The 15,123-nt window shown below is 65.6% G+C and carries 13 protein-coding genes, 1 tRNA gene and 1 pseudogene; 9 read left to right on the top strand and 6 right to left on the bottom strand.

Annotated elements, in window-relative coordinates; genetic code table 11:
* Nucleotides 1-4: 4 nt before the first annotated feature.
* Nucleotides 5-2,293 carry a TonB-dependent receptor gene (locus AC3WJD_RS03390; protein WP_492744509.1) on the top strand — a complete coding sequence of 763 codons (2,289 nt, stop codon included), beginning with the start codon at nucleotides 5-7 and terminating at the stop codon, nucleotides 2,291-2,293.
* A 752-nt stretch (nucleotides 2,294-3,045) separates the two neighbouring features.
* On the opposite strand, the gene AC3WJD_RS03385 is transcribed toward AC3WJD_RS03390, so the two are convergent.
* Nucleotides 3,046-3,462 (bottom strand): hypothetical protein, encoded by a 417-nt coding sequence (locus tag AC3WJD_RS03385; RefSeq protein WP_492744507.1) that lies wholly within the window; start codon nucleotides 3,460-3,462, stop codon nucleotides 3,046-3,048.
* A 106-nt stretch (nucleotides 3,463-3,568) separates the two neighbouring features.
* On the opposite strand from AC3WJD_RS03385, the pseudogene AC3WJD_RS03380 reads away from it, so the two are divergent.
* The 4 genes and pseudogenes from AC3WJD_RS03380 to AC3WJD_RS03365 all read left to right on the top strand — a co-directional run.
* Nucleotides 3,569-4,020 (top strand): annotated as a pseudogene (locus AC3WJD_RS03380) (DDE-type integrase/transposase/recombinase); the annotation flags it as partial.
* 254 nt (nucleotides 4,021-4,274) lie between these two features.
* Complete coding sequence (locus AC3WJD_RS03375; RefSeq protein WP_492744505.1) at nucleotides 4,275-5,738, top strand: amidase family protein; 1,464 nt, start codon at nucleotides 4,275-4,277, stop codon at nucleotides 5,736-5,738.
* A gap of 69 nt (nucleotides 5,739-5,807) precedes the next feature.
* Complete coding sequence (locus AC3WJD_RS03370; protein ID WP_492744503.1) at nucleotides 5,808-6,290, top strand: DUF302 domain-containing protein; 483 nt, start codon at nucleotides 5,808-5,810, stop codon at nucleotides 6,288-6,290.
* Nucleotides 6,291-6,321: 31 nt separating this feature from the next.
* Nucleotides 6,322-6,909, top strand: coding sequence for a TetR/AcrR family transcriptional regulator (locus AC3WJD_RS03365; RefSeq protein WP_492744502.1), 588 nt, complete (start codon nucleotides 6,322-6,324; stop codon nucleotides 6,907-6,909).
* 90 nt (nucleotides 6,910-6,999) lie between these two features.
* On the opposite strand, the gene AC3WJD_RS03360 is transcribed toward AC3WJD_RS03365, so the two are convergent.
* The 3 genes from AC3WJD_RS03360 to AC3WJD_RS03350 form a co-directional block, all read right to left on the bottom strand.
* Nucleotides 7,000-7,176, bottom strand: a complete 177-nt coding sequence (locus tag AC3WJD_RS03360; RefSeq protein ID WP_492744500.1) for a hypothetical protein — start codon at nucleotides 7,174-7,176, stop codon at nucleotides 7,000-7,002.
* Nucleotides 7,177-7,317: 141 nt separating this feature from the next.
* Nucleotides 7,318-7,392: transfer RNA gene (locus AC3WJD_RS03355), tRNA-Gln, on the bottom strand.
* A 79-nt stretch (nucleotides 7,393-7,471) separates the two neighbouring features.
* Nucleotides 7,472-8,569, bottom strand: coding sequence for a branched-chain amino acid aminotransferase (locus AC3WJD_RS03350; protein WP_492744498.1), 1,098 nt, complete (start codon nucleotides 8,567-8,569; stop codon nucleotides 7,472-7,474).
* A 91-nt stretch (nucleotides 8,570-8,660) separates the two neighbouring features.
* Here AC3WJD_RS03350 and AC3WJD_RS03345 point away from each other — a divergent pair, with 91 nt between their 5' ends.
* Nucleotides 8,661-9,161, top strand: coding sequence for a MarR family winged helix-turn-helix transcriptional regulator (locus AC3WJD_RS03345; RefSeq protein WP_492744496.1), 501 nt, complete (start codon nucleotides 8,661-8,663; stop codon nucleotides 9,159-9,161).
* Here the strand turns inward: AC3WJD_RS03345 and proC are convergent.
* Together proC and AC3WJD_RS03335 are read right to left on the bottom strand one after the other, a co-directional pair.
* The gene (proC, locus tag AC3WJD_RS03340; RefSeq protein WP_492744494.1) at nucleotides 9,158-9,973 is read right to left on the bottom strand and encodes a pyrroline-5-carboxylate reductase; all 816 of its coding nucleotides are present in this window, start codon (nucleotides 9,971-9,973) and stop codon (nucleotides 9,158-9,160) included. The genes AC3WJD_RS03345 and proC overlap by 4 nt on opposite strands.
* 46 nt (nucleotides 9,974-10,019) lie before the next feature.
* Nucleotides 10,020-11,561, bottom strand: a complete 1,542-nt coding sequence (locus tag AC3WJD_RS03335) for a M23 family metallopeptidase (RefSeq protein WP_492744492.1) — start codon at nucleotides 11,559-11,561, stop codon at nucleotides 10,020-10,022.
* A gap of 215 nt (nucleotides 11,562-11,776) precedes the next feature.
* On the opposite strand from AC3WJD_RS03335, the gene AC3WJD_RS03330 reads away from it, so the two are divergent.
* The 3 genes from AC3WJD_RS03330 to fdxA are packed head-to-tail and all read left to right on the top strand — an operon-like array spanning nucleotide 11,777 to nucleotide 14,946.
* Entirely contained in the window at nucleotides 11,777-14,266 is a 2,490-nt protein-coding gene (locus AC3WJD_RS03330) for a helicase-related protein (RefSeq protein ID WP_492744490.1), read from the top strand.
* Nucleotides 14,256-14,558, top strand: coding sequence for an RNA-binding S4 domain-containing protein (locus AC3WJD_RS03325; protein ID WP_492744489.1), 303 nt, complete (start codon nucleotides 14,256-14,258; stop codon nucleotides 14,556-14,558). The genes AC3WJD_RS03330 and AC3WJD_RS03325 overlap by 11 nt, the downstream gene beginning before the upstream one ends.
* 49 nt (nucleotides 14,559-14,607) lie before the next feature.
* Nucleotides 14,608-14,946 (top strand): ferredoxin FdxA, encoded by a 339-nt coding sequence (gene fdxA / locus AC3WJD_RS03320; protein WP_492744487.1) that lies wholly within the window; start codon nucleotides 14,608-14,610, stop codon nucleotides 14,944-14,946.
* Nucleotides 14,947-15,123 lie beyond the last annotated feature (177 nt).

Genomic DNA, 15,123 nt, shown 5'->3' with positions numbered 1-15,123 from the left:
TGTCATGAAACCCAGATTGCTCGTCGGCAGCGCGCTCATTTGCCTCGCCGCTCCGGCCTATGCGCAAACCGCCGATTCCACACCCGGCGCCGAAGCGCCCCAACCACAGACCACGGACGTCGGCGTCGCGGACATCATCGTGACCGCCCGCCAGCGCGCCGAGTCGCTCCAGGACGTGCCCGTAGCGGTCGCCGCGATGGATGCTGACCTTATCGAAAGGGCGCAGTTGGCGAACATCGACGCGGTCGAACGCTACATGCCCAACGTCGAGCTCGGGCGGCACCCCTTCACCGGCGGCGGCATGTCGGCCTCGATCCGCGGCGTCAGCTTCGGCGATCTCGACCGCGCCTTCGAGCCGGCGGTGGCCGTCGCTGTCGACGGCGTCTTTCTGGCCTCCAACACCGGGGCAATGACCGACACGTTCGATATCGAGACGATCGAGGTGCTGCGCGGCCCGCAGGGTACGTTGTTCGGACGCAACACGATCGGCGGCGTTATCAACATCAAGCGCACCAAGCCTACGCTCGATTGGGGCGCCAAGGTGCAGGGCACGATCGGCAGCTACGACCTGCGCGAGCTGAAGGGCATCGTCAACGTGCCCCTGGTCGAAGGGACGGCCGGTCTCAAGCTAGGCGGATATGTCGAGCGGTCCGACAGCTTCACCCGATCGGCGACCACGGGCAAGCACGAGGACGGCATCGATCGCATCTCGCTGTTCGGTGCGCTGCGCGTGAAGCTCGATGACAAGTTCGATGCGGTGTTGAGCGTCGACCATATCGACGATGATTCGATCTATCCCTCCCTGGCGCCGCTGTCCGCAGGGCCGGGGCTGGGTGCGAACAACCAGCTCTTCTGCACTGCCTTTCGCGCCTGCTACGGGACCCAGTTCCAGACGATCGTCGACAGCGGGTACGAGCTCGCGCTCAACGACTATCCGTTCAGCGCAAAGCTCGAGAGCACCGCGGTGGTGCTCAACCTCAAATACGAGTTCGACAACATCTCGGTCGAATCGATTACCGGCTACGTCAAGCAGAAGGACAATCTCAATGCTGAAAATACCGGCGGCGCCAATTTCCTCCCCGGCGTACCGATCTTCGTTTCGATCCGCGACCAGAAGGCCAACCAGTTTAGCCAGGAGTTTCGGGCGATCAGCAGCTTCGGCGGGGCGTTCGATTTCGTGGCGGGTCTTTATTACATGCGCTCGGAGTTCGACCTTCTCCAGCAGCTCGCCTTCGTCAACGGCACTGCGTCGCAGAATTTCAGCGCTGGCCAGACGCTCGATGCCTATGCCGCCTATGCCGAGGGTTATTTGGAGATCGTTCCCGATCTCCGCCTGACGGTCGGTGGCCGCTACACAATCGAGAAGAAGAAATTCTACATCGTATTCCGCAATCCCGCGACGGGGACAGTGACCGCTCAATGCCCCGACCCATCGCTCGCCGATATTCCGGCGTTCGACAGTTGCCGAGATCCCGACGTCACGTTCAAGAAGTTCACGCCGCGCATCATCCTCGACTATCACTTCACGCCCGACATCATGGTCTATGGCGGCTGGTCGCGCGGCTATCGCTCGGGCGGCTGGAACAGCAGGGCCACGGTGATCACCGCGATCGGCCCCTATGAGCCCGAGACCGTCGACAGCTATGAGGCAGGCGTCCGCACGACCTTTCTCGATCGACGCGCCCGGTTCAACCTCACGGGTTTCTATGCGCGCTACAAGAACAAGCAGGAAGAGGTGATCACCTCCTCGCCCATCAATCCCGCGGTGACGCAGACGTTGGTTGAGAATGCGGGGAAGGCGACAATCAAGGGGATCGAGGCCGAACTCCAGCTCGTGCCGATCGACTGGCTGACCTTGCGGAGCGCGGTCGGCTATCTCGACGGCAAATATGATCAATTCCTCCAGAACGGCGTCGATATCCGTGACCAACGCAACCTCCGCTACGCGCCCGAGTGGTCAGTGAGCGTCGGGGCCGACGCCACCATTCCCGCGGGCGACGGCGAGGTTCAGATGAGCGCAAACTATAAATGGACCGATCGTTTCGCCACCGCGGTCGTCAAGGACACCCTCGGGCTAAACCGCGACTTCATCGATGCCTATGGCACCTTCGACGCGTCCATTGGCTATGAAGGGAAAATCGGGACGCGCAGCCGCTACCGGATCGCGGCCTTCGTCAACAATGCCTTCCACGACAGCGGTCGCCTCTACCGCAAGGTCATAACCGGTCCCTTCTCGTTCGCCAGCCGCGAGGTAGGTCGGACCTATGGGCTGGAGATCGGCTTCACCTATTGAGGCCGGCGCGGCGACGCGCCGGTCTGGTTCGGGCTAGATTCGTCGATTCCGCTTTGCGCCATTATCGGTCATTGACGATACCAGCCTTGTTTTCGGAAAGCCGTCATGTGTGTCTTTGGCCATGCGCGGTCCCACCGATTGGGTATCAAGGCAAACCGCCCCGAGACTCCCGTTAAAACCTACCTAAGGTCCACCCGAGGCCGCCTTGCGGCTCCGGTGCGGGATGGGGAAAATATCGCTACACCCCGGGGAGGCCCAGGCGCCCTGCAGGATGCCAAACCTGTCCCACAATCGTGTCCCACAGACCTGTCCCCAGCGGCGGAGTGATCAGACTTATCTCATTGATTTGACGCGTTTTTTCTGGCTAGCTGGGGCGGCAGGCATGAGCCAGGGAGCCTAAAGGATTGATTTAATGTGATTGATCAATTCGCTCCCGCGGAAAGACCATCAAATTTATCTTAGCCAAACAAGCTGCTGTGGACTGAACTGAAACGTTCTCACGCCGCAGGACCTGTCGTGCATTATTCACGATCGGGTGCTAGCTGGCCCTCAATCGGAACGCATTGCGCACGATCCGCGCGCCTCGCATTCGCCCGAATATCCCTCTTTGCATTTCCGCTTTGCGCGCCATCCTGGTCATGGAGCCGGTCCGACAGCCTTTAAGGGTTGAGCAGCGCCAAGAGATGAATAGCCTTCGAAATCCTCGCCCGGCTTGATGTTGGGGTATTCCGCAACGCTCTTCTGATAATCGGTCAAAACCTTTCCCGCAGGCCCAGCATCCATGCCATATCCATCTTGTAGACCATGAGATTGTAATCTTCGTGCGGATCGTTGGTCAGGTCGTAGACACGCGGCCAATACGGCGTCTGGATGGGCGTTTCGAAGCTGTCGGCGTAGCGAAATACGACTTTGATGGTCTTCCATTTCACGGACATCGGACCGGCGTCTGGACCGAAGAAGAGATATGAGTCCCGCCCCGTCGTCTTGCTCGTGCCAAGCATGAACGCCGAGGCATCGATGCCGTCAATCGGGCGATCCTTCGGCACGCGATCCGAATGGCCCACCAGGCCGGCCAATGTCGGCAGCCAGTCGTGCGCCGTCAGCATCTCTTGCGAAACCACGCCTACGGGTACGCGGCCCGGCCAACGGATCATCGCAGCAACCCGCATGCAACCTTCATAAGGCGGGTTCGCAAAACTGCCGCGCCAAGGTCCGTTCGACCCGCCAATCGGAGGTGAGTGGAGCCCGCCAGTCGCATTGTCGCTGCTGAGGATCATTCCGCGCCGGACGTTCTACCGCTGGTATGATCGCTTCCTCGAACGCGGACCGAGGCGCTGGAGGGTCGCCCCTCGGCGCCGAGCCGGGTGTGGAACCGCATCGGCGACGACATCCAAGACCAGATTGTCGAGATGGCGCTGGAATACAGCGAGTCGTCACCGCGCGAACTGGCGGTGCGCTTCACCGATGAGAAGCGCTACTTCGTGTCGGAGGCCACCGTTTACCGCCTGTTGAAGGCCCATGATCTGATCACCAGCCCGGCCTATGTCGTGATCAAGGCCGCCGATCAGTTCCACACCAAAACGACCCGGCCGAACGAGATGTGGCAGACCGATTTCACCCATTTCAAGATCATCGGGTGGGGCTGGATGTATCTGTCGACCGTGCTCGACGACTTCTCACGCTACATCATCGCCTGGAGGTTGTGCACCAACATGCGGGCCGAGGAGCCTGGGTTTGTGGAGCACCGTGGCGCCGTCACAGCCTGAGGTCTTGAGGGCGAGGTCCAGCGCGTCGGTGATCCCCGGACGAGGCCCGCACTCCGCTAATCCACGCCGCGATCTGTGCCAAATGTTATGACGACAGGCACACAGGGCATATTGAATTATGATTGTAATGCTATATTATGATCGTAATGACACCAGGCCGCGACAGTCCGTGCGGTCGGGAGATGCCGGGTCACAACACGCCTTGTGAGGAACCAATGAACGACACGACCGCCACTTCGAAAGATACCGCCACGACCCAGGACGCTCATCTCGCGTCGCTCGGGCTGGCAGATGCCGCCGCCGCAATCCGCAATGGCGAGGTGACTTCGGAACGCTATGCGACGGCGCTCCTCCACCGCGCCCGGTCGCAGGCCGACCTGAACGCGTTCATCACCATCGACGAAACCGCCCTGCTTTCGGCGGCCAAGGAAGCGGACAACGCGCGCTCCGCCGGATCCGCAGCGCCGCTCCTCGGTGTTCCGCTCGGCGTGAAGGACAGCTATCTCACGGCCGGCCTTCCGACGAGCATCGGCCTCGAGAGCCTCTCGCATTTCGTGCCGAAGGAAGACGCCGGTGCCGTTCGCGCGATCAAGGAGGCGGGGGCGCTCGTCTTCGGCAAGAACAATCTCGTCGAGATGTCCTATGGCCTCACCGGCCACAACGAGCGTTTCGGTCAGGGCAAGAACCCCTACGATCATAATCGCGTCACCGGCGGCTCCTCGAGCGGCTCGGCCGCGTCGGTCGCCGCAGCGATCGTGCCCGCTTCGCTGGGCGGCGACACTGTCGGCTCGATCCGCGTCCCCGCCTCCTTCTGCGGCGTCGTGGGCTTCAAGCCGACGACGGGGCGCTGGCCGCGCAACGGTGTCGCACCGATCTCCCACACGCTCGACACGACGGGTGCCTTCGCGCGGAGCGTCGGCGACGTCATTCTGCTCGATCATGTCGTCACCGGCGAGACGTCCGCAGCGCCGATCGCTCTCGAGGGCCTGAAGGGCGCGCGTCTGGCGATCGCGCCGCGTCAGTTCCTCGAGCTGGTGGATGCGGACGTGGAAGGTCGTTTCCGCGACGTGATCCGGCAGCTGAAGGATGCCGGCGCCGACGTCGTCGAGGTCGATCTCGGCGACGATTTCAATGCCCTGATCCAGACCACGACCTGGGGCATCTTCGCCCATGAGACGCAGGGTGCGATCACCGACTTCCTGCGCGACCATAACATCCCCACGACGTTCGACGCGATCTACGCGGGGCTCAAGCCGGTCCTTCACGGCGCATGGTCCCACATCGTGCTGCCGGACGGCCCCGGCGCAACCTCGGTCGAGGCCTATCAGACGGCCCTCAATGTCAGCCGTCCGGAGATCCAGCGTCGCCTCAACAAGGCCTTCGTCGATCAGGGCGCGCTCGCGATCCTGCAGCCCACGACGCCCTGCACGGCGCCGCGGCTTGCCGAGCAGGAAAGCCTTCGCATCGGTGGTCAGGAGGTCAGCTACCTGACGCTCGCCAACCACACCGTCTCGGCCAGCAGCGTGGGCCTTTCCGGCATCAGCCTGCCCGTCGGCCTGTCCGCTGGCGGGCTCCCGTTCGGTCTTGAGCTTGACTCGCCCCTGGGCACTGATCTGGCTCTTCTCGACCTCGCCCGCCGGATCGAGAACGTCGTGGGCCGCCAGCCGGCCGCGATCTGACGCCAAGGGCCCCTTCGCCCCCGAAGGGGCCCGCTCCCCCGCAACGACAATCACTCAGAGGATCGGCAAATGACCTATTCAACCCAGACCATCACGGTCGAGCATGTCACCATCACCTCGACAAAATCATTCGAGGACGTCCAGGCCAAGCTCGTGGTGCTGGCACCGCGTATCGACGACGGCATCTTCACGCTCCTGCGCTACGGCGAGGCGACGCGCGCGCTCAAGGAACTGGAAGCATCGCCGCCGCTCACCATCTTCGGGCAGCGCGACCATGGCGCCTTGCTCGCCATTGCCGGGCAAAAGCGCCGCTCGATCCAGTATGACATCGGGAACCCGCTGACCGCCTCCAAGATGACACGCCACCGGCTCTCGGCCGGCCTCTATGCCCCCATCCGCGTGCTGCTGCGCGAGGACGTCGATGGCAGCGTCGCCTTCGAATATGATCGACCGGCTTCCGTTTTCGGACAGTTCGGCGACGACGATGTTGACGCGGTGGCCCAGCAGCTTGACCGCGACCTGCGTACCCTGTTGGAAACGGCAGCAGCCTGAGCATGCTGGCGAGACGAAGAACGGAAAGTAGATGCGCTTCGAGAAAGGTCACAAGGAGGCGACGCGGCGACACATTCTCGACGTCGCCTCAAAGCGCTTTCGCCGCGACGGTGTGTCGGCGGCGGGCATTGCCGGGATCATGGGCGATGCCGGCCTGACCAACGGGGCGTTCTATGTCCACTTCGACTCCAAGGACGACCTGGTTCGCGAGGCGCTCGCAAGCGCGCTCGCGGACCAGCAGGGTCGTATCGAGAAGAAACTGGGGGCCGGCCTCGATCTTGAGGGCGTGATCCGAGACTATCTCAACCGGGCGCACCTTGAGGATCCTGCATGCGGATGCCCCTCGGCTGCTCTGCTTCCGGAAGTCGCCCGGCAGCCCATGGCGACGCGACAAACCTATGAAGACGGGCTGCAGGACTTCGCGTCGACGCTGGCCTCATCGTTTCCGGATGCCGGCACCGCTGCAGCCGAGCGGCGCGCGACAGCCGTCTTCGCCCTTATGGTAGGTACCCTTCAACTCGCCCGGGCAGTGCCGGACGTCGCGCGCGCCGACGAGATCATCAACGATGGCGTTGCGGCGGCGCTGCTACTTGCGCGCTCCTCGTCTCCCGGGAATTGAAACTGTCCCCCGCGACATATTGCCCCCTATGATTTGGGCGACCCCGGCGGAGCCGCCCGACCGTTCCTATATTTGACAATCTAGCTCAGGCTATGTCGATTGGATCAGCCGAAGCATGCCTGCAGCCGCGCTAAAATCCCGTCGGGCGTCTTCAATACTGAAGAACTCCCGCGCCGACATGGATACCGGATTTCCTTGCGCGTCGGTGGTGTACCAACGCCACATGTAGTCCGTGTCCATATGGAACATAGGATTGAATGCAGCCATGAGCGCCTCCCTGATTGTGGGTGGGCTTTACTCGCTGACCCTTTCCGAGGTGGTGCATTGCGTCATATTCGATGTCTCCGGTGCCTGGATGTCTAAATCCGCCGACCGGGAGGGATCAGGAATCTGCAATGGGTGTCGTACTGGCTGGGGCGGCAGGATTCGAACCTGCGAATGCCGGTACCAAAAACCGGTGCCTTACCACTTGGCGACGCCCCAGCAGGATGCGAGCCGCGCTTATAGCGGCGCGATTGCGCGTGGGAAGGGGGTACCGCAAATTGCGGCCCACCCCTTTCGATCAGACGATTTCCTCGACCCAGCCATGCGGATCGGGCGCATTGCCACGCTGGATGTCGACAAGCGCGGCGCGCAGCCGCTGGGTGATCGGGCCCGCCGACTGGCCGCCGATCGTGAATTGCCCCTCGGCGCTCCTGACGCTGCCGATCGGCGTCACCACCGCAGCGGTGCCGCAGGCGAAGGCCTCGGTCAGGCGGCCGCTTGTTGCGTCGGCGCGCCATTGCTCGATCGAATAGGGCTCCTCGCGCACCGTGATCCCCATGTCGCGCGCGAGCGTCAGCAGCGAATCGCGCGTGATGCCCGGAAGGATCGTGCCCGTCAGCGGCGGAGTGACCATCGTGCCGTCGTCGAACACGAAGAAGATGTTCATGCCGCCCAGTTCCTCGACCCAGCGGCGTTCGACTGCATCGAGGAAGACGACCTGGTCGCAACCGTTGCGCGTCGCCTCGGCCTGCGCGATCAGGCTGGTGGCATAGTTGCCGCCGCATTTGGCGGCGCCCGTGCCGCCCGGCGCCGCGCGCGTGTATTCGCGCGTCGCCCACAGCGAGACGCTGGGTGCGCCGCCCTTGAAATAGGCGCCCACCGACGAGGCGATCACCATGTAGAGATATTCGGACGAGGGCTTCACGCCGAGGAACACCTCGCTCGCGAACATGAAGGGGCGCAGATAGAGCGCGCCATCCTCATTGTCGGGAATCCACGCCTTTTCGGTGCGGACGAGCGCGCGGACCGATTCGAGGAAAATCTCTTCCGGCAGGTCGGGCATCGCCATGCGGCGCGCTGAAGCGTTGAAGCGGCGCGCATTCGCCTCGGGGCGGAAGAGTGCCGCGCCGCCACCCGGGCGGTGATAGGCCTTGAGCCCCTCGAAAATTTCCTGCGCATAATGAAGCACCGAGGACGCGGGATCCATCGACACAGGTTGCCGCTGCGTGACCTTGGCGTCGTGCCAGCCCTTTTCGGTGCTGTAGCGCACCAGCGCCATATGATCGGTGAAGACGCGGCCGAAGCCCGGATTCACAAGCTGCTCGGCCCGTTCGTTCGCCGCCACCATATGTTGGCTGGGTTCGAAGACGAATTGCGGGGGAGCACCGGACAACATGCGTTTCCTCTCTACCTGATCGCGTCGGAATTGCGCGGGGCGGCGCGTGACGGCTTGCGCCGGACTAGGGGCTGCGGCTAGATACGTCAATATGGCTGTCCAACCTGCAACCGCGGCTTCGCCGCTTTTCCTGCGCGGTCCCGAAATCCGCCGCGGCGTCGAACTGCTCTATTTTGGCTATAGCCACCTGACACGTTCGATCGACGAAAGACTGGCGCAACGGGGACTTGGGCGCGCGCATCACCGCGCGCTCTATTTCATCGCGCGCCAGCCCGACCTGAGCGTGAGCGAACTGCTGCGCTTTCTCGCGATCACCAAACAGTCGCTGGGCCGAGTGCTCAACGAGCTGTCAGCGCGCGGTCTGGTCGAGCAGCGCCCCGGCATCAACGACCGGCGCCAGCGGCTGCTCCGCCTGACCGAAGAAGGCGCCGCGCTCGAGGCCCAGCTGTTCGACGCGCTGCGCGAAAAGCTCTCCGCGGCCTATGCGCAGGCGGGCCAGGGTGCGGTCGCGGGCTTCTGGCAGGTGCTCGAGGGGCTGATCCCACCGCGCGAACGCGAGCGCGTTGCCTCGCTCCAGCGGCAGCCGGGCTAGGCTTTCCGCGCCTCTGCGGCGAGCTCGGCGGCGCGATCGGCGGCTGCCTTGAGCGTTCGCTGAACCAGGTCGAAAATCGCGCCGTGGGCGTCGAGCACATCGAGCCCGGCGCGCGTCGTGCCCCCGGGGCTGGCGACCCGATCGGCGAGCGTCGCGGGGCTGACGTTCGCGCGTGCCGCGAGCGCCGCCGCGCCCTCGACAGTTGCCAACGCGAGCTGTTGCGCGTCCTCGGTCGCAAAGCCGAGCTTCTCCGCGCCCGCGGCCATCGCGTCGATGAAGCGGTAGACGAATGCGGGCCCCGAACCCGAGACTGCGGTGCCCGCGTCGATCAGCGCCTCGCGCTCGACCCACAACGCCAGGCCAAGCGGCGTGGCGAGCGCATCGGCGGTTGCGCGCGCGACATCGGGGCCGAACAGCAAGGCAACGCCCTTGCCCAGCGCGACCGGCAGATTGGGCATCAGCCGGACGACCGCGCCCGCGGCGGGCAAGGCCTTGCCCAGCGTTGCGGTATCGACGCCCGCCATGATCGATATGACGACGCTCTGCGCGTCGACGCGCGGGGCCAGCTGCGGTGCGACAGAAGGAAAGCTCTGCGGTTTGACCCCGAGCAGCAGTACTGCGGGAGGGGCTTCATCCGCGGGCGGCGCGGCGAGCAGCCGGACGCCTGCGGGCGCCTCGGCGCGATGGGGATCGACGATCGTCACGGCTTCGGGGTCGAGACCGGTCTCAAGCCAGCGCGCGAGCATGGCGCCCGCCATGTTGCCGCATCCGATCAGCCAGAGCTGGCGTTTCGCATCAAAGGGATAGGTCATGCGCGGCGCTTAGGCCAAATTGGGCACGCGCGCAAAAGCAGTTGCCTCAGCGTGCCGCTCGGACGGACGCGACGCTTCCGGCCGGTGTCGCCGTTGGGGCAGCCTTGGCGCCCAGCTTGACGTTGAGCAGCTGGTTGAGCTTGGCGCGGAAGCGCGCGAGCTCGTTGCCCGAAAGCTGCGCGGTCTGGACGAAGGAGATCGACTTGGGATTGATCGCGACGCCGTTGCGATACACCTCGTAATGGAGGTGCGGGCCGGTCGACAGGCCGGTCGAGCCGACATAGCCGATCACCTGCCCCTGCCGCACGCGCGCACCGCCCGGAACCGCGATCCGGCTCATATGCGCATAGGCGGTGGCAATGCCGCCGGTATGGTTGAGCCGCACATAATTGCCATAGCCGCGGTTGCGTCCCGCAAAGGCGACGACGCCATCGGTGGCGGCATAGATGGGCGCGCCATGCGGTGCACCGAAATCGAGGCCCTTGTGCAGCCGCGAATAGCCGAGCAGCGGGTGGCGGCGCATGCCGAAGCCCGAGGTCAGACGGCCGCTGACGGGCTGCGTCATCACGCCGCGCTTCTTGCCGACGCCCGCGGCGTCGAACCATTCGGTACGGCCGTCGAGCGTCCATTCGATCAAGCGGATCTGACGTCTCCCCTGATCGAGCCCGGCATAGAGCAGCTTGCCCGTCCGCGTTTCGCCGGTCTCGGCGCGCTCATGCTCGACGATGATGTCGAAGCGATCGTCGGAGCTGAGGTCGTTGATCGAGATCTTGCCGCCGATGGCCTTGAGATAACTTTCAATCGCGCTTGCGGGGACGCCCGCGGCGCGTGCTGAGGTGACGAAGCTCGCACCGCGGCGGCCCTGGATGCGCAGGGGCGTGTCGTCGACCGCGATCGGGATCTGCCGCAACGTCAGCGCGCCATTGACGCGCTCGATCTGGAGGCGGAGGTCGAAGCGCGCGCGGAAGGCGAGGAAATCGAGCGGACGCGCGACATTGCGGTTGGGGCGGCGGCCCAGCGTCACGTCCATGCGCGTGCCCGGCGAGATGCCCCCGAGCGCGGTTGCGCCCGCGACCATGCCCGCCACCCTGGTCGCCTCGCTGTCGGCGACGCCCGCGCGGGTCAGCACGCGCGCAAAGCCGTCGCCGCGGCCGAGCGTCGCGACAAGATCGATCGACGGGCGTTCGGGCGTGTCGGTGAGCGGCGCGACCGCGTCCGTCGCGGCCATGCGCCGGCCGGTGTCGGCGCCAAGCGCCAGCGGCGCGATGGTCAGCGCACGCGCCTCGTCCAACGCCGCGTCGTGCATCGCGGGCGGGCTGACGCCGAGAAGCGGGCGAAAGCCGGGCGAGAGCGCCCATGCGGCGGAGATCAGCACGGTGCATGTAGCGAGGCCGCGCAGCCATTCGCGCGAACCGATGCGCGCGCCGAGATCGGGGACGAGCTCGACATCGGCAAGCTGCGCCTCGATCCGCTGCCAAATGCCGGGACGGATGATCTTGCGGCCGAAGCCGGCAGGAAGCGCCTGGTCGAGCGACAATGCCGCGGTACCGCTGCCATTGCCGAAACCATGATCGCTGCGCTGATACAAGGCTGCGCGCCCCCCCGAAGCCGTGATTACCCCTTCGGCCCAAATTTGAAGCCGACCCGGGCGCCTGTGTGTGGAGCATCACGGTTAAAGTCAAATTAAGATGGTTAACAGTCGCGGTTTTCTGCGGCGAAACGTGCCGCCCGCCCGTTCGCCGGTCCGCGCCCGATCGGACAAGCCGGCTTGCGCTTGGGCCCGTCATTGCCGATCTAGGGCGCATGAGCCGTTTCGCGCGTTCACCGGTCACCGCAATCCTGGGGCCGACCAATACCGGCAAGACCCACCTCGCCGTCGAGCGGATGTGCGGTCATTCGAGCGGGATGATCGGCTTTCCGCTGCGCCTGCTCGCGCGCGAGGTCTATGACCGCGTCGTCGCGATGAAGGGACCGGGCGAGGTCGCGCTGATCACGGGCGAGGAAAAGGTCCTGCCCGACAAGGCGCGCTGGTTCCTGTGCACCGCCGAGAGCATGCCGCTGGACCGCGAGGTCGCATTTGTCGGCATCGACGAGGCGCAGTTGGGCGCCGATCCCGAGCGCGGGCATGTCTTCACGGATCGCCTGCTGCGCGCACGCGGGCGCGAGGAGACGATGATCCTTGGTTCGGAAAGCCTGAAGCCGATGGTGCGAGCGCTCGTCCCCGATGCGGAGATTATCGGGCGGCCGCGCTTTTCGACGCTGAGCTATGCGGGCGCGAAGAAGCTGTCGCGGCTCCCCAAGCGCTCGGCGATCGTCGCCTTCTCGGCCGAGGAAGTCTATGCGGTCGCGGAGATGCTGCGCCGGCTGCGCGGCGGTGCCGCAGTGGTAATGGGCGCGCTGTCGCCGCGGACGCGCAACGCCCAGGTCGCGATGTTCCAGGCGGGCGAGGTCGATTATCTCGTCGCGACCGACGCGATCGGCATGGGATTGAACATGGACGTCGCGCACGTCGCCTTTGCAGGACTGAAGAAGTTCGACGGGCGGCGCCGGCGGCGGCTGACGCTCGCCGAGATGGCGCAGATTGCGGGGCGTGCGGGGCGGCACCAGCGCGACGGTACCTTTGGCACGCTGGGCGCCGAGGAAGGCGGGATCGCCTTCTCTCCCGAGGAGATCGAGCGCATCGAGAACCACCACTTCCCGCCGCTCGAGCATCTCTTCTGGCGTGACGGCGCCCCCGACACGGCAAGCCTCGACGCGCTGATAGCCGCGCTCGAGGTGCGGCCGCAATCGCCCGTGCTGCGCGCAGCACCACAGGCGGTCGACCTTGCGGTGCTGAAACGACTGGCCGATGAGCCCTGGCTGCGCGATCGTGTCCGGTCGCCGCAGATGGTCGCGCGTCTCTGGGCCGCGTGCGGCCTGCCCGATTTTCGCAAGACGGGCGCCGAAGTTCACGCCCGGCTGGTCGGCCGCGTCTTCCGCCATTTGAGCGAGGGCCAGGGTCATGTCCCCGTCCATTGGTTCGCCGACGAGATCGCGCGGCTCGACACGATCCAGGGCGATGTCGAAACGCTCGCTGCGCGCATCGCCTCGGTGCGCACCTGGGCCTATATCGCGCACCGCGCGGACTGGCTCCCCGATCCGGCCCACTGGGCCGAGCGGACGCGCGCCGTCGAGGAGAAGCTGTCCGATGCGCTCCACGCAGCGCTCACCCAGCGCTTCGTCGACCGGCGCACGACGCTGTTGATGCGCGAGATCGGCGCCGACCCCGATGCGCTGCCCGTGACGATCGCCGAGGATGGCGCGGTTCGCGTCGATGACGAGCCGATCGGGCGGCTCGACGGCTTCCGCTTCGAGGTCGCGCCCGATGCGCGCCATGCCGACCGCAAGAAACTGCTCGCGGTCGCGGGGCGGCGGCTTGGGCGCGAGTTGAAGCGTCGCGCCGACGCGCTCGCCGCGTCCGACGACGGCGCCTTTGCGCTGGCGACCGAGGCGCAGGGCCCGGTGCGTATCGCGTGGCAGGGCGCGGTACTCGGCGCGCTGGCTGGCGGGCGCAGCCTGTTGGCGCCGCGCTTCGTCCCCGACCGCGCGCTGGGAACACTCGACGATGCCGCGCGTCGCGCGGTCACCGCACGCGTCGAGACGTGGATCGCAGCGCGGATCGCGCAGGTGCTGAAGCCGCTCGCGCGGATCGCGGAAGCGGCGGCAAGTCCCGACACGCCGCCGCTACTGCGCGCGCTGCTCGTCCCGCTCGCCGAGGCTGGCGGTGTGATCGCACGGTCGGCGGTCGACGCGCCGCTCGCCGCGCTCGACCGGCAGGCGCGGCATCAGGCGCGCCGGCTTGGGCTGGTGATCGGCACGCTCGACGTCTTCCATCCACAGCTGCTCAAGCCCGAAGCGATGCGCTGGCGCGCCGCGCTCGCGGCAGCGCGCAGCGACACTCCAATGCCGGCACTGCCATTGCCGGGCGCAGCGATACTGACCGCACCCTCCATGGTCGCCGATTTCCGCACGCTTGGGCGGCAGGCGCTACGCGTCGATCTGGCCGAACGCGTCGCGCGCGCCGCGCATGAGGCGCGCGACGGCCGCCGTCCTTTCACCCCCGACCCGTCGCTTGCGGTGTCGCTGGGGCTGAGCGGCGATGCGTTGGCGCGATTGATGCGGCTGCTCGGCTTCGAGGCGCGGGACGGCGCCTGGGCGTGGCGCGGGCGCGTGCGACCACGCACAGCGCCCGAGAAGCGCGGCGGTGGGCATTTCGACGAACTCGCCGACATGGTGCTGGCGCATGGCCGCTGACGCGCACGCGCCCGGCCAGCGGATCGACATCTTCCTGTGGTTCGCGCGTCTGGCGAAAACGCGAAGCATCGCGCAGGCGCTGTGCGAGCGGGGGCATATCCGCCTCGACGGCCGCCGCATCGAACGCTCAAGCGCGCACGTGCGCCCGGGCAATGTGCTGAGCCTTGTCGCGCACGGCCGCGTCCGCATACTGCGCATCGAGGCGCTGCCGACACGGCGCGGCCCCGCGAGCGAGGCCGCCACGCTCTACCGCGAGATCACAGACGCGCGCCCCGCCGAAACGGACGATTGACGGACGCCGGGAGCGGGAATAGCAGGGCCTTACAGGAGGATTGTTCCCAATGACCTATGTCGTCACCGATGCCTGCATCCGCTGCAAGTACATGGATTGCGTCGAGGTGTGCCCCGTTGATTGCTTCTACGAGGGCGACAACATGCTGGTGATCAATCCGAGCGAGTGCATAGACTGCGGCGTGTGCGAACCCGAATGCCCCGCCGAGGCGATCCTGCCCGACACCGAGAGCGGACTCGAGAAATGGCTCGAGCTCAACAACACCTTCTCGGCGCAATGGCCGAACATCACGCGCAAGCGCGAGGCGCCCGCCGATGCCGACGAGCACAAGGGCGAAGAGGGCAAGTACGACAAATATTTTTCGCCCGAACCCGGCCAGGGCGACTGAGGCGGCGAATACCTAAGGGATTCTCCCGATCTCCGGCACTTGCCGTGCTGCCCGCAAGAAAAGACTGCGGGCTGGCATTTTTGTTGCGAATCTGTTAAACGGCTTTGTCGCAAGCGCGTGCGCCGCACGCTGCTATAGGAGAATCACACCCGCTGATCGCCGTCATGGGGACCGTAC

Source organism: Sphingobium sp. FW306-1B-F04DB (assembly GCF_058781925.1).
This window is presented reverse-complemented; position numbering and strand designations above follow the sequence as displayed.

Coding starts and splice junctions, on each gene's coding strand:
- AC3WJD_RS03365 (WP_492744502.1), top strand. CDS start 6,322: ATGCGCTTCGAGAAAGGTCACAAGGAGGCGACGCGGCGACACATTCTC.
- AC3WJD_RS03390 (WP_492744509.1), top strand. CDS start 5: ATGAAACCCAGATTGCTCGTCGGCAGCGCGCTCATTTGCCTCGCCGCT.
- proC (WP_492744494.1), bottom strand. CDS start 9,973: ATGACCTATCCCTTTGATGCGAAACGCCAGCTCTGGCTGATCGGATGC.
- fdxA (WP_492744487.1), top strand. CDS start 14,608: ATGACCTATGTCGTCACCGATGCCTGCATCCGCTGCAAGTACATGGAT.
- AC3WJD_RS03375 (WP_492744505.1), top strand. CDS start 4,275: ATGAACGACACGACCGCCACTTCGAAAGATACCGCCACGACCCAGGAC.
- AC3WJD_RS03370 (WP_492744503.1), top strand. CDS start 5,808: ATGACCTATTCAACCCAGACCATCACGGTCGAGCATGTCACCATCACC.
- AC3WJD_RS03330 (WP_492744490.1), top strand. CDS start 11,777: ATGAGCCGTTTCGCGCGTTCACCGGTCACCGCAATCCTGGGGCCGACC.
- AC3WJD_RS03345 (WP_492744496.1), top strand. CDS start 8,661: ATGGCTGTCCAACCTGCAACCGCGGCTTCGCCGCTTTTCCTGCGCGGT.
- AC3WJD_RS03385 (WP_492744507.1), bottom strand. CDS start 3,462: ATGCGGGTTGCTGCGATGATCCGTTGGCCGGGCCGCGTACCCGTAGGC.
- AC3WJD_RS03360 (WP_492744500.1), bottom strand. CDS start 7,176: ATGGCTGCATTCAATCCTATGTTCCATATGGACACGGACTACATGTGG.
- AC3WJD_RS03350 (WP_492744498.1), bottom strand. CDS start 8,569: ATGTTGTCCGGTGCTCCCCCGCAATTCGTCTTCGAACCCAGCCAACAT.
- AC3WJD_RS03325 (WP_492744489.1), top strand. CDS start 14,256: ATGGCCGCTGACGCGCACGCGCCCGGCCAGCGGATCGACATCTTCCTG.